This is a genomic window from Novosphingobium rhizosphaerae (assembly GCF_050920675.1).
Taxonomy (GTDB): domain Bacteria; phylum Pseudomonadota; class Alphaproteobacteria; order Sphingomonadales; family Sphingomonadaceae; genus Novosphingobium; species Novosphingobium rhizosphaerae.
The window spans coordinates 2,342,289-2,361,727 of record NZ_CP137861.1 but is presented as its reverse complement, the minus strand read 5'-3'; the positions used below and the strand labels follow the sequence as shown (position 1 = coordinate 2,361,727).

Genomic DNA, 19,439 nt, shown 5'->3' with positions numbered 1-19,439 from the left:
GGCCCCGCGCAAGCACGGGGCGCCCGGCATGATCCACCTGCCCACGGCGCCCTTTGCCCATATCGCGTTCGATCTGGCCGCCTGGGCGAGCGCCAGCCTGGTTGCCTGGCGCCAGCACCGCGCCTGGCCCCAGGGCACGCAAACCCTGCTGCGGTTGACGGCGCCGGGCTATTATCGCTGGCTGGCCGTGGGCGCCTTGATCGGCGCCTGGCTGGCCGGCACGCTCAATACCCTGCGCCTGACCGCCTTGCCGCTGCATTGGGCACCCTCGCACAGTGTCGCCGGCGCGCTGGCCGGGGGCATCGCGGCGGTGGAACTGTGGAAATGGCGACACGGCGTGCGCGGCTCCACCGGCGGATCGTTCGTGCTGCCGATGGCCACGGGCATCATGGTCGGCCGCCTGGGCTGCCTGTTTGCCGGGCTGCCCGATCTCACCTATGGCACCCCCACCGCGCTGCCCTGGGCGGTGGACCTGGGCGATGGCACGGGCAGGCATCCGGTGCAGCTTTACGAAAGCGCGGCCATGGCGCTGTTCATCGCCGTTTTCGTCGTGGCGCGGCGGCGCGGCGCAGGCTGGGCGCGGCACCACGCGTTCCACGCCTTTGCCATCTGGTATGGCGCGCAGCGCTTCGTGTGGGAATTTTTCAAGCCCTATCCAAATCTTGTCGGCCCGTTTAACCTGTTCCACCTGATCTGCGGGGGACTGGTCGTCTATGGCATCGTGTATTGGCGAAACGACGCAAGACGCGGTGCGCAAGGTGGCGCCTTATGTGTTTCACAGCCAGACGACGAGCCTGTGCGAAACCTGCCTTGAACCCGTTCCCGCCAAAGTCATCATCGAAGGCGAGCGGGTCTACTACCTCAAACGCTGCCGCGACCACGGCGTCCAGAAAACCCTGATCAGCGACGATCTGGACTATTGGCGCGCACAAAAGCTGTGGCTGAAACCGGGCGATCGCCCACTCACCGCGCAGACCCGAACCGAGGCCGGCTGCCCGTTCGATTGCGGGCTGTGCCCCGATCACGAACAACATTCGTGCCTGGCCATCATCGAGGTCAACAGCGCCTGCAACCTCGCCTGCCCGGTATGCTTTGCCGATGCGGCCGATGCCCACGGCAGCCATCGCCCCCTGGCAGAGATCGAGCGCATGCTCGACGCGCTGGTGGCCAGCGAGGGCGAGCCGGACCTGGTGCAGATTTCCGGCGGGGAGCCGACGCTCCACCCCGATTTCTTCGCCATTCTCGATGCGGTGAAAGCCCGCCCGATCCGCCACGTGATGATCAACACCAATGGCCTGCGCATTGCCCAGGATGCCGCCTTCGTGGCGCGGCTGGCCAGCTATGCCCCCGCGCTGGAAGTCTATCTTCAGTTCGACGCGCTGGACGATGATGCCCTGGTCAACCTGCGCGGCGCCCGGCTGGCGCGCATCCGACAGCAGGCGCTGGCTGCGCTGGAGGCGGTGAACCTTGCGACCACGCTGGTCTGCGTGGTGAAGCGCGGGGTGAACGACGATCAGGTTGCGCCGATCATCCAGCACGCGCTGACCTGGCGCTGCGTGCGCGGCGTCACGTTCCAGCCGGTGCAGGATGCCGGGCGCAACCAAGGTTTCGATCCGGCGGAAAACCGTGTGCTGCTCACGCAGATCCGGCGCGAAGTGGGCAAGTCTGGCGTGTTCGATACGCAAGACATGATTCCCCTGCCCTGCAACCCGGACCAGATTTCCATCGGCTATGGCCTGCGCCAGGGCGCGGATGTCACGCCGATCACCCGCCTCCTCCCGCGCGAGGTGATTCTCGCCGGGCCGAACACGATCAGCTATGAAGCCTATCCGCAATTGCGCGCCGGGCTGCTCGATCTGCTCTCGCTGGCCACCACGCAGGCCAACACCAGCGACAAGCTGGCCGGCGTGCTGTGCTGCCTGCCCCAGGCGATGGTGCCGCAAGACCTGGGCTATGAGCACAGCTTTCGCGTCGTGATCCTGCAATTCCTCGATCGCTACAATTTCGATCTGGCAACGGTGAAGCGCAGTTGCGTTCACTTCGTGACCGAAGCCGGGCAGATCATCCCCTTCGATACCTACAACACGTTCTATCGCAGCGGGGCCGAGGGCGCCGGCGTTGTCGCACGGCATCGCGCGCTGGCGGGAGAGCGGGCATGACCCGGTTGATCGGCGCCATCCTCCAGGCGGTTGGGCTATTGATTGCCGGCGCGAGCGGGCTCTGCTCCGCCTGGTTCACGATCATGATGGGAACCAGCGGCGATTTCGGACCACTGCCGGGCCTCTTGCTGCTGGTCGCCCTCTTCGGCGGCATACCCTTTGCGTTCGGCCTCGGCTTCTTCTTTCTGGGCAAGCGTATCGCGCGCAAAACGCCGATCGACGAAAGCGACACGTTTCGATGAAGCAAGCCCCCTTCCGCGCTGTGCGGAAGAGGGCCTGATCAAGCACATGGTGGCGTGCCTTACGGCAGCAGCACTGCGTTCACCACGTGCACCACGCCGTTCGACTGCGGCACGTCGGCGATCGTCACGGTGGCCTTGCCACCCTTGGCATCGGTCAGCACCACGTTGCTGCCATCGAGGCTGGCGGTCAGCGGTTCGCCTTCCACGGTGGTGAGGCTGGCGCTGCCGCCGCCGGCCTTGATCTTGGCGACGAGATCGGCCGAGGTAACCTTGCCGGCCACCACGTGATAGGTCAGCACCTGGGTGAGCTGCGCCTTGTTCTCGGGCTTGAGCAGGGTGTCCACCGTGCCGGCGGGCAGCGCGGCGAAGGCTTCGTTGGTGGGGGCGAACACCGTGAACGGACCCTTGCCGTTCAGCGTGTCGACGAGGCCCGCGGCCTTGACCGCAGCCACCAGCGTGGTGTGATCGGAAGACTTGGACGCATTTTCGACGATGGTCTTGGTACCGACCATCGCGGCGCCGCCAACCATCTTGGACGCGGCGGCCTGCGCGGCCGGGGTCATCACCAGCGCCAGCCCGAGGGCGGCGATCGATGCGGTGAACTTGCCTTTCAGCATGGGAAACTCTCCACTGCGGCATAATTGCCGCGGGTGAAACCATGCCTGTGCGGCGCGGTTCCGCAGCGCCGCCGTGCCCACAAGGGCAAGCGGGAAGGCAACAAACTGCATAGAAAGGATTTTTGCCGATAAGGCAGACAAAACCTGCCCTTTGGGGCGTGCCTGGAACACGATGGCGTTTCACGGAAACGTGATCGTGCTCCAGCTCGTGCGATTTGTAGACAAAAACCGGTTCCCGCTTTTTTGTCAGCGCACTCTAAATCAGCTTTCGTCCAGCGCCACGGCCAGGCCGCTGCGAATGCGCTCAAGATGAACGCGCAGGCGCGCGATGGCGGCCACCAGTTCGGTCTCCAGCGCGGGTGCACCCGCTACAGCCGGATGTGCCGCGGCCTGCGGCGCAGGCGCGGCTTGCGTCACCGCAGCGGACGGTGCGGGCACGGGGCCCGGCGGCGCGGCATCGGGGCGCAAGCCACTTTCCAGCGCCTGGCGGGCGCCGCGAATGGTGTAGCCTTCGCGGTTGAGCAGGCGATCGATCGTGGCCACCAAGGCGACATCCTGCGCCCGGTAGTAACGCCGGTTGCCGGCACGCGTCAGCGGACGCAGCATCGGGAACTGTTCTTCCCAATAGCGCAGCACGTGCGGTTTCACGCCCAGGATCCGGGCCACCTCTCCGATCGTGCGCAAGGCATCGGGTGCCTTGCCATCATCAATCACACCATCGGGAGAAACGAGATGGCCCTTATCCGTCATGCATCCAATCTATCAGGAACCGTCGCTGATGCGATCCTTCAGCATCTGGCTGGCCCGGAAGGTGAGCACGCGACGTGGCGTGATCGGCACTTCCACCCCGGTCTTGGGGTTGCGCCCGATGCGTTCGGCCTTGTCCCGCAACAGGAACGTGCCGAAACCGGAAATCTTGACGTTCTGGCCATCGGCCAGCGCGCCACTCATATGCTGCAAAATCGCCTCGACCATTTCGAGGGAGTCCGCCCGCGAGAGGCCAACCCGACGATTGATGCTTTCGGCCAGATCGGCCCGTGTCAGCGTACCTACAGAACGCATGGTATATTTTACCCCCCGGTAAAAAAATCCCTTCCCGTCCTACACAATAGCGCGTTTTGCCGGACAGGCAATGCCATCCATTCCGCTGAAACCTTGATGGATTTTTCGCGCAGCAAAAATCCAGTTCCAATCGGACTGTTTCGGATCGTTTCAGGCATCCCCACGCGCTGAACCGATCCCTCCTGCATCGCTTTCGTGTGCGAATCACACGCGGGCGATACAGGCACCCCAGGTAAAGCCGCCGCCCATCGCTTCGAACACGACAAGGCTGCCCGGCTTGATGCGACCATCGCGCACCGCTGTGTCATAAGCCAGCGGCACCGAAGCGGCGCTGGTGTTGGCATGGCGATCCACCGTCACCACCACTTTTTCCGCCGGCAGCCCCAGCTTGCGCGCGGTGGCATCGAGAATGCGGGAATTGGCCTGATGCGGCACGACCCAATCGAGATCGGCCGGAACGTGGCCGGTGGCCACCAAGACTTCTTCCAGCACCGACGCCAGGTTCGTCACCGCGTGGCGGAACACTTCGCGCCCCTTCATCCGCAGCTTGCCTACGGTGCCGGTGGTCGATGCGCCGCCATCCACGTAAAGCAGCTGGTTGTGCGCGCCATCGGCATGCAGGCGCGTGGCCAGGATGCCGGGCGCGGCCGGGTCGGCATCGTCCACGTCGCGCGCTTCCAGCACCATGGCGCCCGCGCCATCGCCAAACAGCACGCAAGTGGTGCGATCTTCCCAATCGAGGATACGGCTGAACGTTTCCGCGCCGATCACCAGCGCGCGACGGGCCATGCCGGTGCGCAGCATCGAATCGGCCGTGCCCAGCGCATAGAGGAAGCCCGAACACACGGCCGCCACGTCGAACGCCATGCCGCCGTTGCAGCCCAGGTTGTCCTGCACGATCGTGGCGGTGGCGGGAAAGGTCTGGTCGGGCGTGGCCGTGGCCAGCACGATCAGGTCGATGCTCGATGCCTCGATCCCGGCGGCTTCGATCGCGCGGCGGGCGGCCAGAGTGGCGAGGGTGGCCGTGGTTTCGCCCTCCCCGGCAATGTGGCGCATGCGGATGCCGGTGCGCTCGACGATCCATTCGTCGGTGGTATCCACCATCTGCGCCATTTCGGCATTGGAAACGACGCGTTTTGGCAGAGCAGAGCCGCTGCCGGTAATAACCGAGCGCACAGTCACAGCGCGGTTTCACCTTCCGTGTTGGCCGCGCGGCGCCGGGCCGGCTGGCGAATCGTGTCCGGGTCCACCGCTGCCACGTCGGCGGCGATGCGTTCGATCAGGTTTTCTTCCAGCAGGCGCGCGGTCACGGCCACGGCATTGGCCACCCCCATGGCCGATGCACTGCCGTGGCTTTTCACCACCACGCCGTTGAGGCCTAGGAAAACCGCCCCGTTGTGATTGTTGGGATCAAGATGATGCTTGAGCGTTTCGGTCGCCGGCTTGGAGATCAGGAAGCCGATCTTGGAACGCAGCGACGAGGCAAAGCTGCGGCGCAGCAGGTCGCCCACGAAACGCGCCGCCCCTTCCATCGCCTTGAGCGCGATGTTGCCGGAAAATCCGTCGGTCACCACCACGTCGAAATCGCCGCGCGACAGCTTGTCGGATTCGGTAAAGCCATCGAACGTCAGCGCGAGCGAGGCGGCAGCCTGCTTGAGCAGGGCGGCGGCATCGCGCAAGTCGTCGGTGCCCTTGGTTTCCTCGGTGCCGATGTTGAGCAGGCGCACGCGCGGGCTGTCGAGCCCGTTGACGATGCGCGCATAAGCCGCACCCATCAGGGCGAACTGAAACAGGTTGCGTGCATCGCAATCGGTGTTCGCGCCCAGATCGAGCATCACCAGATCGTGCGTGCCGAGCGTGGGCAGCAGCGCGGCCAGTGCCGGGCGGTCGATGCCGGGCATCGTGCGCAGGGCGAGCTTGGCCATGGCCATCAGCGCGCCGGTGTTGCCACCGCTCACGGCAGCGCCAGCCTCGCCCCGCTTCACCGCGTCGATGGCCAATCCCATCGAGGTGGTGCGTGCGCGGCGCAGGGCCTGGGTGGGCCGTTCATCGCCGGCCACGGCTTCGGGCGCGTGGAGGATTTCCGACGCGCCACGAAGGTTGGGATGATGGTCAAGGGCCTGAACGATCTTCGCCTCGTCCCCGACCAGCAGGAACTTGAAGCGATCGTGGCGCCGACGCGCAAGCGCGGCGCCTTCGATCATCACGCGCACGCCTTCGTCGCCGCCCATCGCATCGACGGCGATTCTGGGCAAGCTCATGATCCGATCATCCCTCCGTCAGATCGGCTCAGGCGCCGACGGCGATGATTTCGCGACCGTTGTAGTGACCGCAGGCGTTGCACAGGTTGTGCGGACGCTTGAGTTCACCGCAGTTCGAGCATTCGTGGAACGCTTCGGCCTTCAGGCCATCGTGGCTGCGGCGCATGCCCCGGCGGGACGGGGAAGTCTTTCTCTTGGGGACGGCCATTTCGGCACCTGTTCCTGAAAATTACATCGGTTGCGGGCGCGATAGGGAAAACCGTGCCACCGCACAACCCCGCATCTCACGACGAAGGGTTCATACGGCTTCCGTTCTGGATGAGAGCGGGTGGACCGGCATCGCCTATCACGGGCGAAGGCCGCGCCTATACGGATTTTCTGGTGCTTTGCAAGCATGCCCTCGCTAGGTTGCACAGCATCTGCCGGGGCGTTCGCACAAGAAACGCCCACGCCGGCTTGACGAGAGGGGATAATGACAATGCCGACGGTCCTGCCCATCACCCTGGCTTCTGCCGGGGCCGCGGCGATTCTCAACATCTGGCTGATGATCCGCATCGGCATGGTGCGGCGCGCGGCGAAGATTTCGCTGGGCGATGGCGGCCATCCCCCCCTGGTTGCGCGGATGCGCGCCCAGGCCAATTTCATCGAAAGTGCGCCGATCGTGCTGATCCTGGCCGGCGTGGTCGAACTGGCCCGCCCCGGCAGCCCCTGGCTGCTGGGTGCGATGGCGATCTATCTGCTGGGCCGCGTGGCCCATGGCGTGGGCATGGACGGCGGCCTTCTTGCAAAGCTGCGCTCGGTCGGCGCGTTGACGACCATGCTGACGCTGCTGGGCCTGGCGATCTGGGCCATTTCCATCGCCGCCGACGCCTGAACCGCGCAGGCGCCGATTCGGCCGCGAATCAGGCCAGGGCCGCGTCGCCCACGTAAGGGTTGGTCGCGCGCTCCTGGCCAAACGTGCTGTGCGGCCCGTGGCCGGGAATGAACGTCACGTCGTCGCCCAGTGGCCACAGCCGCCCGGTGATCGAGCCGACCAGATCGTCGAAATTGCCCAACGGGAAATCCCAGCGGCCGATACCGCCCTGGAACAGCACGTCGCCCACCATGGCAAAGCGCGATGGTTCATGGAAGAACACCACGTGGCCCGGCGTGTGGCCGGGGCAATGCGCCACGTCGAGCGTGAGGTTGCCCACCGTGACGGTGTCGCCATGGTCCAGCCAGCGGCTGGGCGTGAAGATTTCTGCTGGCACGCCCCAGCGGCCGCTGTCTTCGGCGAGCTTGGCGATCCAGAACAGGTCCGCCTCGTGCGGGCCCTCGATCGGCACGCCAAGGTCGCGCGAAAGCTGCGCTGCACCGCCGCAATGATCGAGGTGCCCGTGGGTGATCAACAGCTTTTCCACGGTGACCCCGGCCTTGGCGATCAGCGCCTTGATGCGATCCAGGTCACCACCTGGATCGACCACGGCGGCCTTCATCGTGGCGGTGCACCACAGCAGGGTGCAGTTCTGCTGCAACGGCGTGACAGGCAGGATCGCCACTTTCATCGGCGGCTGGTTGCTGGCGGGGGTTTGGCTCATGCCCCCTGAAATGGCCAGCGCCGGGCCAAATGGCAAGCCATGCCGCGCAGTGGTTAGATCTTGCCACCTTTCCACACCACGCGGCCCACCACGTCCACATCGGCCATGGGGCGCTCCATGCGCGGATAGGCGGGGTTGTCGCTGATCACGCGGATCATGCCGGCCGCGCCCGCTTCCAGCCGCTTGACCAGCAGCACATCGTCCACGCGGATCACGTGAATGCCCGCGCGCAGCGGGCGCGGGGTGCGGTCGACCAGGATCTCGTCGCTGTCGCGCAGCGTCGGTTCCATCGAATCGCCTTCCACCTCGATCACGCTGAGCATCGCCGGATCGAGGCCTTGCGCCTTGAGCCAGCGGCTGGAAAAACGCAGCCGCCCCACCGGCACTTCATCGGCCGCCAGCGCCCCCGGCCCGGCCGACGCCCCCAGCGCCAGACGCGGAATGTCGGCCCATTCGGCCGCGCTACGCGGGGCAGAGGCGCTGGCCGGCACCCCGCCCTCACCACTGCGCCGCGCCAGCGAAGCCGGCACATGCACGGCCGGATCGGGCGCGCCCAGTTCGGCCTCGTCCACGCCAAAGAATCGCGCCAGGGTGCCACGGTCGATCTCTTCCAGCTTGCGCGGCGATCCTTTGCGCACGAACTGCTGCAAGTAGCTGGCGTTGCGGCCGATCAGGCCCGACAGCGCAGAGAGCGACACGCCCCGCGCAGTGGCCAGTTCCACCAATCGTGCGCGGGCCGGATCGAGCGGTTCGGCATTGCCGATTTTGCCCGCCATCGCAGCGCTTTCAACCGATTCCAGAGACTTCGCCATGGTGCGTCCAAACTCGAAGGATTTTTCCTAGACACTAGGTCATGAGCCATGGTTATAGGATTTTTATCGGGATTTGTCCACAGGACTGCACCGGAAACCGAGGAAATTTCATGCCACGATTCAAACCAGGGTCTTAACCATCCAGACCAGCCACCGCTGCCGCCGTTTCGGCAAAGGGCATGCGGAACATTTCATGAACTTCTTTGAAATTCAAACAGAGGATTGCCTTCGATGCTGCGCGATCACGATCCATTCGGCCAAGCCACCGCCCCTCGCAAGCGCCGAGTCGGCACGGGACTCGCCCCCCGCGTGGTGCGCAGCGTGCTCGCCCTCGCCGGCCGCAGCGCGCAGCTGATCGACCACCGCGAGCAGCCTTGGGCCAGCGTCACGTTTTCCGGCGCCCGCCACACCGTGGTGCTGCGCTACACCGGCTGGGAAGCCTGCGACGACGGCGAAGCCCTGATCGCCGCCCTTCCCGATCACGAATTCACTGTCCCTGGCGCCCTGGTCGCGGATGTAACCGTGGTGCGCACCGACGAAACCGTGCTGCCGCAACGCACGCTGGAAGTGGAACTGGAACTGCTGCTGCTCGACCAGGGGTGATCGGCAAAGCAGGCCGAGCTGGGTTGACGGTCGCGTCATTCGCTCGCAACCCTCTGGTCAAACGGGAGGGCCTGAGGATGACACGTTCGTATCGCAGCACGTTGGGGCTGGCCCTGGCGCTTGGAAGCCTAGCCAGCCCGGCGCAGGCCCAATCCGGCAGCGGGGAAGTTATCGTCACGGCCCAGCGCCGTGACGCCGACGATTACAGTGCCGATCGCCCCGCCGTGGGGCTGCATCGCATGGCGGATTTCGCCGTCATGCCAGTCAGTATCACCGGCGACACCCGCGATGCCACGCAGCGGGCCGATGAAATCTACGCCATGCTCGCCAGCGCCATCGCGGCGGCGGACAAGGCCGGTGTCAGCCTGGCCCATGGCGAAACGGTGGTAGAACCGGTGACCACGGCCAACTATCGCAGCCTGACGCTCAAACGCACCAACCGTCCCGATAGCCAGGCGCTGACCGTGTTGGTCAAAGTGCCGCTGTCCGACAAGGTAGACGCGCGGAGCGCACAGGCGCGAATTACCGCATTCATCAAGATGGTGAAGCCGGTTGGGCGCGCACTTATGGAGGAAGATGGCGACTTGACGCTGTCTGTCGTCGCGCCCGACCAATACCGCCCTGCCATCGCGCGCGCCGTGGCGGCCGATGCCCACGCCACCAGTGAAGCCTTTGGCGCGGACTATGCCGTGGAAGTGGAAGGCCTCAGCCGCCCGGTGGAATGGGCACGCGACGGGTTGACGGGCGTCTTGCTCTACATCCCCTACAAGCTGACGGTCGTTCCCAAGCGATGAGCGCTTGGCGCGAAACCGCCTGGGGCTTCGACAAGCTCTGCCCGAACGGATTTCACAGATTTTTCTGCAACTTCCGTTCGGCCTGAGCCTGTCGAAGGGCACCTGGCGCAACCGTGCGGTCAGCCCAGCCGCCAGTCCCAGCCCAGCGGATCGCCGTCCATCGCGTCCACGCCTTGGGCCGCCAATTCATCGCGCAGGGCGTCGCTTTGGGCAAAGTCCTTGATGGCGCGGGCTTCGTGGCGGGCGGCGATCTTTTGCGCGATTTCGTCCTCGGTGATCGCCGCCGCCTTGGGGCGCAGGCGCAGGTCGGTGCGGGACAGGGTGAGCAGGTTGAGGCCCAGCACGCTGTCGAACGCTCCGATTGCCGCCAGTTTCAGCGCGGGATCAATCTTCTTGAGCGCCACGGCTTCGTCCAGCACGGTGAGCGCCACGGCGGTGTTGAGGTCTTCGGCAATCGCCGCGTCGAAACGCTCAACCAACGGTGCCAGCTTGGCGTGGCCGCGCCAGCCCGACACGTCCACGCCCGGCTCCGCCCGTTCCTTGAGCTGCGCCACGGCCATCACCAAGCGCTTGAGCCGCGTCAGTGCGGCGCCCAGCCCTTCCCAGGAAAATTCCAGCTCGCTGCGATAATGCGCCTGAAGGCACAGCAGGCGATAGGCCAGCGGGTGGTAGCCCTTGTCGATCAGGAGTTGCAGCCGCAGGAACTCGCCCGAGGACTTGCTCATCTTGCCTGAGCGTTCGACCAGGAAATTGTTGTGCATCCACATCCGCGCGCCGGAATTGGCCGGATCGGTGAGGCTGCCGGCGCAGCAGAACGCCTGGTTCTGCGCGATTTCGTTGGGGTGGTGGATCTCGCGGTGGTCGATCCCACCGGTGTGGATATCGAACGGAAAGCCCAGGAGCTTGCCCGACATGACCGAGCATTCCAGGTGCCAGCCCGGCGCGCCGCGGCCCCAGGGGCTGTCCCATTCCATCTGCCGCGTCTCGCCCGGCGGGGTCTTGCGCCAGATCGCGAAGTCGGCCTGGTGGCGCTTGCCTTCCACCTGCTCGATCCGGCCCTCGCCCTCGTCGGTCGCGGCACGGGCCAGCTTGCCGTAGTCGGCCACGGTCGAAACATCGAAATAGAGGCCGCCGGGCAATTCGTAGCAGTGCTTGTCGGCGATGCTCTGGGCAAATTCGATCATCGCCGGCACATAATCGGTCGCGATCGACCAGTGCGCCGGCTGGCGGATGTTGAGCGCGGCGATATCGGCCCAATAGGCCTGGGTATAATGCCGCGCGATGTCCCAGATCGACTGGGCATTGGCCTTCGCCGCCTTTTCCAGCTTGTCTTCGCCCGCGTCGGCATCGTCGGTGAGGTGGCCCACATCGGTGATGTTGATCACATGGGTGAGCGCATAGCCCTTCCACGACAATGTGCGGCCCAGCACGTCGGCAAAGACATAGGCGCGCATGTTGCCGATATGGGGATAGTTGTAGACCGTCGGCCCGCAGGAATAGACCCGCGCTTCACCGGGATGAACCGGCACGAAGGGTTCGAGCGCGCGGGTAAGACTGTTGAACAGCACGAGCGTGGCGGATTGGTCGGTCATGGCGCGCGCTTTGCCTTGCATCCGGGCGCAAGGTCAAGGTTGCTGGTTTATCTCGCCATCCTCTTCATAGGAGGGGGTCGGGGGGTGGTGGATGCCTGGCGCAAGGGTTCGCACCACCCCCAACCCTCTCTTCTAAAGAGGATGGGGCTTAACTGGCCCAAAACCCCGTTCGGGCTGAGCCTGTCAAACCCCGGCGGCGCTGCCCTCAATCCACCTCGAACAAGTCGGCCAGTTGCTCCACGATCGTGCCGCCCAGTTGCTCCACGTCCATGATGGTCACGGCGCGGCGGTAATAGCGGGTCACGTCATGGCCGATGCCGATGGCCACCAGCTGCACCGGGCTTTGCTTCTCGATCCAGTCGATCACCTTGCGCAAGTGCTGCTCCAGATAGCCGGCGTGGTTGACCGACAGCGTGCTGTCGTCCACCGGCGCGCCATCGGAAATCACCATCAGGATGCGGCGGTCTTCCGGGCGGGCGAGCATGCGGGTGTGTGCCCAAAGCAGCGCCTCGCCGTCGATGTTCTCTTTCAGCAGGCCTTCGCGCATCATCAGGCCCAGGTTCTTGCGCGCGCGGCGCCAGGGTTCGTCGGCCTTCTTGTAAACGATGTGGCGCAAATCGTTGAGGCGGCCGGGATGCGCTGGCTTGCCGCCGGCCAGCCATGCTTCGCGCGATTGGCCGCCCTTCCAGGCGCGGGTGGTGAAGCCCAGCACTTCGGTCTTGACCCCGCAGCGCTCCAGCGTGCGCGCGAGAATGTCGGCACTGATCGCCGCGATCGAGATCGGCCGCCCGCGCATCGAGCCGGAATTGTCGATCAGCAGCGTGACGACGGTGTCCTTGAACTCCACCTCGCGCTCGATCTTGTACGACAGCGAGTGGCCCGGCGCGATCACGACCCGCGCCAGCCGCGCGGCATCGAGCAGGCCTTCTTCCTGGTCGAAATCCCAGCTGCGGTTCTGCGCCGCCATCAGCCGGCGCTGCAACCGGTTGGCAAGCCGAGTGACCACGCTTTGCAAGCCCTTCATCTGGTTGTCGAGATAGGCGCGCAGCCGCGTCAGCTCTTCCTCGTCGCACAGGTCCGTCGCCGCGATCACTTCGTCGAAGCGCGTGGTATAGGTCTTGTAATCAAAGTCTTCGGGCAAGTCGGTCCACGGTCGGTTGGGTCGGGTCGGCAGCATGCCTTCCTCGCCCTCGTCGGCCATGTCGGCGTCGGCGGCGTCGTCGGGACGCTCGACTTCTTCCTGGTCCTCGCCATCGCCTTCCCCGTCCGACGTGTCGCCAGCCTGTTCGATCGGCTGCTGGTCGTCGGCGCTGGATTCGGCGTCCTCGGGCTTTTCGGTGCCGTCGTCCTCGTCTTCGCTCTCTTCATCCTCGCTCTCGTTCTGCTCGGGCGCAGAGACTTGAGTGAGATCGAGATGGCCAAGCATCGAGAGGGCGAGCTTCTGGAACGCCATCTGGTCTTCCAGGCTGCCCGCCAGGCCGGCCATGTCGTCGCCCGCCTTGGCCTCGATCCAGCTGCGCACCATGTCGGTGCCCAGCTTGGCCAGCGCCGGGATCGGCGCGCCGGTCAGCTTTTCGCGCAGCAGCAGCGAAAGCGCGGTCGGCAGCGGCACTTCCTCGGGCTTGGTTGCGCGGCTGATCGGATCGGCGGCCACGCGCTGCGCGGTTACGGCGTCCAGATTGCCGCGCATCCCGCTATAGCCATCGGAGCCGAGCACTTCGTAGCGTACCCGCTCCACCGCATCGTAACAGGCGCGGGCGAGCATTTCGCCCGGCGCGCCGGCATTGTGCAGGGCTTCGTTATGAAAACGCAGGCGCAGCGCCATCGAATCGGCCGCGCCGCGCGCCTGGGCCACCTGGTCGGCCGGCAGCGCGCGGCCGGGCATGGGCACGCGCATCAGCTTGCCGGTCTGGCTCGCCTGGTCCGATGTCCAGGCCACTTCCACTTCGGGCTGTTCCGCCAGGGCGCGGGACGTGCCGGTGAGAACCGAGCGGAAGGTATCGAGCGGGGATTCGGCAGCCAAGAATCAATCCAGTTTTGCAAAATAGCGCCCCGGCTGCGAAAACCGGGGCGCGGGTTCATCCTTACCCGATAGATTGGCCGGTCTTGGCCCAATCCGCAAGGAACCCTTCGATGCCCTTTTCGGTCAGCACGTGCTTGAACAGGCCCTTGATCACGGCCGGCGGCGCGGTGATCACGTCGGCGCCGATGCGGGCGCTTTCCAGCACGTGGATGCCGTGGCGGACGGAAGCGACCAGGATTTCGGTCTCGAAGTTGTAGTTGTCGTAGATCAGGCGGATGTCGCGGATCAGATCCATGCCATCGAAGCCGTTGTCGTCATGGCGGCCCACGAACGGCGAAACGAACGTGGCGCCAGCCTTGGCCGCCAGCAACGCCTGGTTGGCCGAGAAGCACAGCGTGACGTTGACCATGGTGCCATCGGCGGTCAGCTTCTTGCAGGTCTTGAGGCCGTCGATCGTCAGCGGCACCTTGATGCACACGTTGTCGGCGATCTTGCGCAGAATCTCGGCCTCGCGCATCATCGTCGGGTGATCGAGCGCCACCACTTCGGCCGAAACCGGCCCGTGCGTGAGGTGGCAGATTTCCTTGGTGACTTCGATGAAGTCACGGCCCGACTTGGCAATCAGGCTGGGGTTGGTGGTCACGCCATCGAGCAGGCCGGTGGCGGCCAGATCGGCGATTTCGGCGGTATCGGCCGTGTCGACAAAGAACTTCATGGGATGCTTCCTGCGCGGTGGGTTATGATTTGATAACGGCGAATCTGGCGCGGGCTATAGGGCAGCTATGCCGCGCTGTCAGGTGCGGTTGTGTGCGCCATTTGATCAACGATGCGCCCTTGGCCCTGTTCCCCGTGGCCGGGCAAACGCCGTTCCCCATTTGCCCCCTGCGCCTGGCACCCTATATGCACCTGGCATGACCCAGCCGCCTCCACAACGCACGGCCCGCCGCATTCGCTGCGTGGTCTTCAACGCCGCGCTGGGTCCGCTCGATTACAAAGTGCCCGCCCATCTCGACGTGGTGCCCGGCCAGGTGGTGGTCTGCCCGCTTGGGCCGCGCCAGATCCTGGGCGTGGTGTGGGAAGCCGATCGTCTGCCCAGCGCCGACGTGCCCGAACACAAGCTGCGCCCGATCCTGGGCGTGCTGCCGGTGCCGCCGCTGGGCGCCCCCTTGCGCCGCCTGATCGAATGGTGCGCCGATTACTACATGGCGCCGCTCGCCGCCGTGGCGCGCATGGCGCTGTCGAGCACGGCCGCGCTGCAGGGCGGCAGCACCGTCACCGAATACCGTCTGTCAGGCAAGGAGCCCGGCCGGCTGACGCCACAACGCGCGCAGGCGATGGACTTGCTGATCGACCAGCAGGCGACGATCCGCGAACTGGCCGAAATTGCCGAGGTTTCCGATGGCGTGCTGCGCGGCATGGTCAATGCCGGGCTGCTCGAACCGGTCACCGTCGATGCCGACCGGCCCTATCCCGCCGCCGATCCGCGCCACGCCGTGCCGGAATTGACGCCGGCCCAGGCCGAAGTGGCCGGGCGGCTGGTGGCCGCCGTGGGCGCGCGGCGCTTTGCCACCTTCCTGCTCGATGGCGTGACCGGCTCTGGCAAGACCGAAACTTATGCCGAAGCCATCGCCGCCGCGATGGAACAGGGCCGCCAGGTCCTGGTGCTGCTGCCCGAAATCGCCCTGACGCAAAGCTTCCTGTCACGGTTCGAGGCGCGCTTCGGGGTGGCGCCGGTCACCTGGCACTCCTCGCTCAAGTCCTCGGAACGGCGGCGCGCGTGGCGGGCGGTGTCGCAAGGCCGCGCGCAAGTGGTGGTGGGCGCGCGCTCGGCGCTGTTCCTGCCATTCGCCGCGCTCGGCCTGATCGTGGTGGACGAAGCGCACGAGATCTCGTTCAAGCAGGACGATGGCGTGCGCTACAACGCGCGCGACGTGGCGGTGATGCGCGGCCATTTCGAAAGTGTGCCGGTGGTGCTGGCCAGTGCCACGCCTGCGCTGGAAAGCCTGCACATGGCCAGCACCGGCCGCTATGAACGGCTGGTGCTGCCCAGCCGCTTTGGCGGGGCCGGCCTGCCCGACATCAAGATCCTGGACTTGCGCGAACAGCCGCCCGAGCGCGGCCATTGGCTGGCCCCGCCGCTGGTGGAAGGATTGCGTGACCGGCTGGCCAAGGGCGAGCAGAGCCTGCTGTTCCTCAACCGGCGCGGCTATGCCCCACTCACTTTGTGCCGCACCTGCGGCTATCGCTTCCAGTGCCCCAATTGCTCGGCCTGGCTGGTGGAGCATCGCCTGTCGCAGCGCCTGGCCTGCCACCATTGCGGCCATGAAGTGCCCACGCCGCGCGCCTGCCCCGAATGCGGAGAACCCGATTGCCTGGTCGCCTGCGGCCCCGGCGTGGAGCGGATTGCCGACGAAGTGGCCACGATCCTGCCCGAGGCCCGCGTGGCGCTTGTCACTTCGGACACGTTGACCAGCGCCGCCAAAGCGGCCGAATTCGTGGCTCAAGCGGAAAACAAGGCCATCGACGTGATCGTGGGAACGCAATTGGTGACAAAGGGCTATCACTTCCCCGATCTCACGCTGGTGGGCGTGGTCGATGCGGACATGGGCCTGGAAGGCGGCGACTTGCGCGCGGCGGAGCGCACCTATCAACAGGTGGCGCAGGTCGCCGGGCGCGCCGGGCGCGGCGAGAAGCCGGGCGAAGTCCTGATCCAGACCCGCCACCCCGATGCCCCGGTGATCGCCGCCCTGGCCAGCGGAGAGCGCGACGCGTTCTATGCCGCCGAAACCGAAGCCCGGCGCGAGGCCCATGCCCCGCCCTTTGGCCGCTGGGCCGCGATCATCGTGTCGAGCGAGGACGAAGCCGAAGCGCGCGACGCCGCCCGCGCCATCGGCGGCACCGCGCCGCGCCTCGATGACGTAATGATCCTCGGCCCTGCCCCTGCCCCGCTCTCGCTGTTGCGTGGGCGCTATCGCTATCGCCTGCTGGTCAATGCCCGCCGATCGAGCGAGGTGCAGAAAGTGATCCGCCAGTGGCTCGAGCCGTTCCGCTTTCCCCAAGGGGTACGCGTGGCCGTGGATATCGACCCCTACAGCTTCGTTTAAGCGGGATGACAAAGGGTCCCGTTCTCGTCCCCGTGCTGGGCGACCAGCTTTCGCACGGCCTGTCCAGCCTGGCCGACCGCGCGCCCGGCGATACCGTGGTGCTGATGATGGAAGTGTGGGACGAAACGCAATACGTCCGCCACCACAAGGCCAAGATCGCCATGATCTTTTCGGCCATGCGGCATTTTGCGCAAGAGCTGCGCGAAAAGGGCTTCACGGTCGATTACGTGACGCTGGACGATCCCGCCAACACCGGCAATTTCAGCGGCGAAGTGGCCCGCGCGGTTGAGCGCCACGGCGCGCGCGGCGTGCAGGTGACCGAGCCGGGCGAATGGCGGGTGCGCGCGATGATCGATGCCTGGCGCGAAAGCCTGGGCGTGCGCGTGCGCATCTTGCCCGACACACGCTTCGTCTGCCCCCTGCCCGATTTCTATCAGTGGGCCGCCGGGCGCCGGCAATGGCGCATGGAATTCTTCTACCGCGACATGCGCCGCAAGACCGGCTTGCTGATGGACGGCGAAAAGCCGGTGGGCGGCAAGTGGAATTTCGACGCGGAAAACCGCGGCGGCCCCGATGCCGATTGCCGCCCGCCCGCTGTTTCGCACTTTGCGCCAGACGCGATCACGCGCGAAGTGCTCGATCTGGTCGCCGCGCGGTTCGAGGATCACTTCGGCAGCCTGGATCACTTCGCCTGGCCGGTCACGGCGGCACAGGCAGCCCACGCCTTCGACCGCTTCCTGAAAACCCGCCTGCCGCTGTTCGGCCGCTATCAGGATGCGATGATGGCGGGCACCGACACGATGTATCACGCGGTGATCAGCCCGGCGCTCAACATCGGGCTGATCGATCCGGTCGAAATGTGCCGCCTGGCCGAGGCCGAATGGCGCGAAGGCCGCGCCCCGATCGAGGCGGTGGAAGGCTTCATCCGCCAGGTGATCGGCTGGCGCGAATATGTGCGCGGCATCTATTGGCTGACGATGCCCGATCTGGCGCAGGCCAACGAACTGGACGCCACGCGCCCCCTGCCCGAATTCTGGTGGACCGGCGAAACGCAGATGGCCTGCATTGCCGATTGCGTGCGCGCCACGCACAAGAATGCCTATGCCCACCATATCCAGCGACTGATGGTCATGGGCAATTTCGCGCTGCTCGCTGGACTGTCTCCGCAGGACGTGGCCGATTGGTTCCTTGTGGTCTATGCCGATGCCTTCGAATGGGTGGAACTGCCCAACGTGGCGGGCATGGCGCTCTATGCCGATGGCGGCAAGCTGGCGTCCAAGCCCTATGCCGCCAGCGGCGCCTATATCGACCGGATGAGCGACTATTGCGGCGCTTGCGCCTATGACGTGAAGCGCAAGACCGGCGATAAAGCCTGCCCGTTCAACGCGCTCTACTGGGATTTTCTCGCCCGCAACGAAGACCGCCTCGCGGGCAACCCGCGCCTGGCCAACCCTTATGCCACCTGGCGCCGCATGACCGCCGAAAAGCAAGCCGAATACCGCGACAGCGCCGCCGCGTTCCTCCAGACACTGAAACCCGCGCGCAAAGGCTGGGCCAGGGCCGTCACTTCTGCTTAAACGCCATGCGCCGCGCCGGCAGGGGGCTTGCCGGCAAGCGATGGAGAACGACCATGAAAACCGCGATCGCGCTGGGCGCCGCGCTGCTGCTGGGCTGCGCCGCACCGTCCGCCGTGGCCCGTCCGGCCGCCACCGACGGCATTCCGGCGGGCGCCCGCGCGCTGATCCGGCATTTCCACATGGAAAACATCCCGCACGAAGGCCCCTGGTTCATCCAGACCTTCAAAAGCAAGGACGCGATCGGCGGCCCGCTGGCCGAACGCTATGCCGGTCCGCGCTGGGCCTATACGGCAACCTACCTGATCCTCACCCAGCGTGACTTTTCCGCCATGCACCGGCTGGCCACCGACGAGATGTGGCACTTCTACGGCGGCAGCCCGGCGCTCTTGCTGCTGCTCTATCCCGATGGCCATGGCGAAACCAAAGTCTGGGGCAGCCACGTCCTCGCCGGGGAAGAGCCGCAGATCCTGGTGCCGCGCGGCACCTGGATGGGCGCAATCCCCCTCGGCGCGCCGCAAACCGCCTATAGCTTTGGCGCCAACACGCTCTCGCCCGGCTTCGAATATGCCGATTACGAAGCCGGCCATCGCCAGGACCTGCTGGCCCGTTATCCCAAGTTTGCCCGCACGATCAAACAGCTGACGCGTGAGGACGGCCCGGCCAAGCCGGCACCCGCCGCAGCCACGCCGCCGCCGCCGCCGATCAAGCTGGAGGAACTCGTCGGCCGCACCGCGCCACAGCGCACCGACCAGATCAGCGCCGCGCGCTTCACCATGGCCGCCGGCACCGCCATGCCCAGCATGATGACCAAGCAGGGCCACGAAGTGATGTTCGTGACCGGCGGCGAAGGCACCGTGCAGATCGGTGACGCCGTGCAACCGCTCAAGCCCGGCGCCGTGATCTACCTGCCCCCGCAAGTGCCCCACCGCATCAGCGCCCTCTCGCAACTGACGTTCTACGTCTCCGCCACGCCCGCCTGGCAGCAGTCCGACACGGTGATCCTGAAACCCTGAGCC

The 19,439-nt window shown here is 65.9% G+C and carries 20 protein-coding genes; 9 read left to right on the top strand and 11 right to left on the bottom strand.

Annotation, left to right across the window (positions count from 1 at the left end):
* Positions 1–28: 28 nt before the first annotated feature.
* The 3 genes from R9J51_RS10795 to R9J51_RS10785 are packed head-to-tail and all read left to right on the top strand — an operon-like array spanning position 29 to position 2,401.
* Entirely contained in the window at positions 29–814 is a 786-nt protein-coding gene (locus R9J51_RS10795) for a prolipoprotein diacylglyceryl transferase family protein (protein WP_168554474.1), read from the top strand.
* Positions 714–2,159, top strand: a complete 1,446-nt coding sequence (locus R9J51_RS10790) for a radical SAM protein (protein ID WP_179504460.1) — start codon at positions 714–716, stop codon at positions 2,157–2,159. The genes R9J51_RS10795 and R9J51_RS10790 overlap by 101 nt, the downstream gene beginning before the upstream one ends.
* The gene (locus tag R9J51_RS10785; RefSeq protein WP_168554472.1) at positions 2,156–2,401 is read left to right on the top strand and encodes a hypothetical protein; all 246 of its coding nucleotides are present in this window, start codon (positions 2,156–2,158) and stop codon (positions 2,399–2,401) included. Before R9J51_RS10790 ends, R9J51_RS10785 begins: the two co-directional genes overlap by 4 nt.
* 59 nt (positions 2,402–2,460) lie before the next feature.
* Here the strand turns inward: R9J51_RS10785 and R9J51_RS10780 are convergent, their stop codons facing one another.
* The 6 genes from R9J51_RS10780 to rpmF all read right to left on the bottom strand — a co-directional run bounded on the left by R9J51_RS10780 (position 2,461) and on the right by rpmF (position 6,549).
* Positions 2,461–3,018 (bottom strand): fasciclin domain-containing protein, encoded by a 558-nt coding sequence (locus R9J51_RS10780; protein WP_168554471.1) that lies wholly within the window; start codon positions 3,016–3,018, stop codon positions 2,461–2,463.
* Positions 3,019–3,279: 261 nt separating this feature from the next.
* Positions 3,280–3,768, bottom strand: a complete 489-nt coding sequence (locus tag R9J51_RS10775; RefSeq protein WP_168554470.1) for a MerR family transcriptional regulator — start codon at positions 3,766–3,768, stop codon at positions 3,280–3,282.
* 12 nt (positions 3,769–3,780) lie between these two features.
* Positions 3,781–4,080, bottom strand: a complete 300-nt coding sequence (locus tag R9J51_RS10770; RefSeq protein WP_168554469.1) for an integration host factor subunit alpha — start codon at positions 4,078–4,080, stop codon at positions 3,781–3,783.
* A 204-nt stretch (positions 4,081–4,284) separates the two neighbouring features.
* A complete protein-coding gene (locus R9J51_RS10765) occupies positions 4,285–5,262 on the bottom strand; it encodes a beta-ketoacyl-ACP synthase 3 (RefSeq protein WP_169474021.1) in 978 nt (325 codons plus the stop codon).
* Positions 5,259–6,341: a phosphate acyltransferase PlsX gene (gene plsX, locus R9J51_RS10760; protein ID WP_168554467.1), complete on the bottom strand. Its 1,083-nt coding sequence runs from the start codon at positions 6,339–6,341 to the stop codon at positions 5,259–5,261. The genes R9J51_RS10765 and plsX overlap by 4 nt, the downstream gene beginning before the upstream one ends.
* Before the next feature lie 28 nt (positions 6,342–6,369).
* Complete coding sequence (rpmF, locus tag R9J51_RS10755) at positions 6,370–6,549, bottom strand: 50S ribosomal protein L32 (RefSeq protein WP_168554466.1); 180 nt, start codon at positions 6,547–6,549, stop codon at positions 6,370–6,372.
* A gap of 264 nt (positions 6,550–6,813) precedes the next feature.
* On the opposite strand from rpmF, the gene R9J51_RS10750 reads away from it, so the two are divergent.
* Positions 6,814–7,215 (top strand): MAPEG family protein, encoded by a 402-nt coding sequence (locus R9J51_RS10750; RefSeq protein ID WP_348981761.1) that lies wholly within the window; start codon positions 6,814–6,816, stop codon positions 7,213–7,215.
* Positions 7,216–7,243: 28 nt separating this feature from the next.
* On the opposite strand, the gene R9J51_RS10745 is transcribed toward R9J51_RS10750, so the two are convergent.
* Positions 7,244–7,918, bottom strand: a complete 675-nt coding sequence (locus tag R9J51_RS10745) for an MBL fold metallo-hydrolase (RefSeq protein WP_432787384.1) — start codon at positions 7,916–7,918, stop codon at positions 7,244–7,246.
* 53 nt (positions 7,919–7,971) lie between these two features.
* Positions 7,972–8,694 (bottom strand): S24 family peptidase, encoded by a 723-nt coding sequence (locus R9J51_RS10740; RefSeq protein ID WP_168555457.1) that lies wholly within the window; start codon positions 8,692–8,694, stop codon positions 7,972–7,974.
* 267 nt (positions 8,695–8,961) lie between these two features.
* On the opposite strand from R9J51_RS10740, the gene R9J51_RS10735 reads away from it, so the two are divergent.
* Together R9J51_RS10735 and R9J51_RS10730 are read left to right on the top strand one after the other, a co-directional pair.
* The gene (locus tag R9J51_RS10735; protein ID WP_248290261.1) at positions 8,962–9,333 is read left to right on the top strand and encodes a hypothetical protein; all 372 of its coding nucleotides are present in this window, start codon (positions 8,962–8,964) and stop codon (positions 9,331–9,333) included.
* 77 nt (positions 9,334–9,410) lie between these two features.
* The gene (locus R9J51_RS10730) at positions 9,411–10,127 is read left to right on the top strand and encodes a TonB-dependent receptor (protein WP_179504459.1); all 717 of its coding nucleotides are present in this window, start codon (positions 9,411–9,413) and stop codon (positions 10,125–10,127) included.
* A 119-nt stretch (positions 10,128–10,246) separates the two neighbouring features.
* Here the strand turns inward: R9J51_RS10730 and cysS are convergent, their stop codons facing one another.
* The 3 genes from cysS to fsa all read right to left on the bottom strand — a co-directional run bounded on the left by cysS (position 10,247) and on the right by fsa (position 14,457).
* Positions 10,247–11,719: a cysteine--tRNA ligase gene (cysS, locus tag R9J51_RS10725; protein WP_179504458.1), complete on the bottom strand. Its 1,473-nt coding sequence runs from the start codon at positions 11,717–11,719 to the stop codon at positions 10,247–10,249.
* A gap of 205 nt (positions 11,720–11,924) precedes the next feature.
* The gene (gene cobT, locus R9J51_RS10720) at positions 11,925–13,742 is read right to left on the bottom strand and encodes a cobaltochelatase subunit CobT (RefSeq protein WP_179504457.1); all 1,818 of its coding nucleotides are present in this window, start codon (positions 13,740–13,742) and stop codon (positions 11,925–11,927) included.
* 61 nt (positions 13,743–13,803) lie between these two features.
* Positions 13,804–14,457: a fructose-6-phosphate aldolase gene (gene fsa, locus R9J51_RS10715; RefSeq protein ID WP_168554462.1), complete on the bottom strand. Its 654-nt coding sequence runs from the start codon at positions 14,455–14,457 to the stop codon at positions 13,804–13,806.
* Between the two features lie 196 nt (positions 14,458–14,653).
* On the opposite strand from fsa, the gene R9J51_RS10710 reads away from it, so the two are divergent.
* Genes R9J51_RS10710 through R9J51_RS10700 form a run of 3 tightly spaced genes read left to right on the top strand, consistent with a single transcriptional unit; the run spans position 14,654 to position 19,436 of the window.
* Positions 14,654–16,846, top strand: coding sequence for a primosomal protein N' (locus R9J51_RS10710; RefSeq protein WP_179504456.1), 2,193 nt, complete (start codon positions 14,654–14,656; stop codon positions 16,844–16,846).
* A gap of 5 nt (positions 16,847–16,851) precedes the next feature.
* A complete protein-coding gene (locus tag R9J51_RS10705; protein WP_179504455.1) occupies positions 16,852–18,423 on the top strand; it encodes a cryptochrome/photolyase family protein in 1,572 nt (523 codons plus the stop codon).
* Positions 18,424–18,476: 53 nt separating this feature from the next.
* Positions 18,477–19,436, top strand: a complete 960-nt coding sequence (locus tag R9J51_RS10700; protein WP_179504454.1) for a cupin domain-containing protein — start codon at positions 18,477–18,479, stop codon at positions 19,434–19,436.
* Positions 19,437–19,439 lie beyond the last annotated feature (3 nt).

What these genes read in the sequence shown, in the direction of transcription:
- R9J51_RS10700 (WP_179504454.1), top strand. Translation starts at nt 18,477, where the DNA reads ATGAAAACCGCGATCGCGCTGGGCGCCGCGCTGCTGCTGGGCTGCGCC.
- R9J51_RS10705 (WP_179504455.1), top strand. Translation starts at nt 16,852, where the DNA reads ATGACAAAGGGTCCCGTTCTCGTCCCCGTGCTGGGCGACCAGCTTTCG.
- R9J51_RS10745 (WP_432787384.1), bottom strand. Translation starts at nt 7,918, where the DNA reads ATGAGCCAAACCCCCGCCAGCAACCAGCCGCCGATGAAAGTGGCGATC.
- R9J51_RS10770 (WP_168554469.1), bottom strand. Translation starts at nt 4,080, where the DNA reads ATGCGTTCTGTAGGTACGCTGACACGGGCCGATCTGGCCGAAAGCATC.
- cysS (WP_179504458.1), bottom strand. Translation starts at nt 11,719, where the DNA reads ATGACCGACCAATCCGCCACGCTCGTGCTGTTCAACAGTCTTACCCGC.
- R9J51_RS10775 (WP_168554470.1), bottom strand. Translation starts at nt 3,768, where the DNA reads ATGACGGATAAGGGCCATCTCGTTTCTCCCGATGGTGTGATTGATGAT.
- R9J51_RS10730 (WP_179504459.1), top strand. Translation starts at nt 9,411, where the DNA reads ATGACACGTTCGTATCGCAGCACGTTGGGGCTGGCCCTGGCGCTTGGA.
- R9J51_RS10795 (WP_168554474.1), top strand. Translation starts at nt 29, where the DNA reads ATGATCCACCTGCCCACGGCGCCCTTTGCCCATATCGCGTTCGATCTG.
- R9J51_RS10750 (WP_348981761.1), top strand. Translation starts at nt 6,814, where the DNA reads ATGACAATGCCGACGGTCCTGCCCATCACCCTGGCTTCTGCCGGGGCC.
- fsa (WP_168554462.1), bottom strand. Translation starts at nt 14,457, where the DNA reads ATGAAGTTCTTTGTCGACACGGCCGATACCGCCGAAATCGCCGATCTG.
- R9J51_RS10735 (WP_248290261.1), top strand. Translation starts at nt 8,962, where the DNA reads ATGCTGCGCGATCACGATCCATTCGGCCAAGCCACCGCCCCTCGCAAG.
- R9J51_RS10785 (WP_168554472.1), top strand. Translation starts at nt 2,156, where the DNA reads ATGACCCGGTTGATCGGCGCCATCCTCCAGGCGGTTGGGCTATTGATT.
- R9J51_RS10740 (WP_168555457.1), bottom strand. Translation starts at nt 8,694, where the DNA reads ATGGCGGGCAAAATCGGCAATGCCGAACCGCTCGATCCGGCCCGCGCA.
- rpmF (WP_168554466.1), bottom strand. Translation starts at nt 6,549, where the DNA reads ATGGCCGTCCCCAAGAGAAAGACTTCCCCGTCCCGCCGGGGCATGCGC.
- R9J51_RS10710 (WP_179504456.1), top strand. Translation starts at nt 14,654, where the DNA reads ATGACCCAGCCGCCTCCACAACGCACGGCCCGCCGCATTCGCTGCGTG.
- R9J51_RS10780 (WP_168554471.1), bottom strand. Translation starts at nt 3,018, where the DNA reads ATGCTGAAAGGCAAGTTCACCGCATCGATCGCCGCCCTCGGGCTGGCG.
- plsX (WP_168554467.1), bottom strand. Translation starts at nt 6,341, where the DNA reads ATGAGCTTGCCCAGAATCGCCGTCGATGCGATGGGCGGCGACGAAGGC.
- R9J51_RS10790 (WP_179504460.1), top strand. Translation starts at nt 714, where the DNA reads ATGGCATCGTGTATTGGCGAAACGACGCAAGACGCGGTGCGCAAGGTG.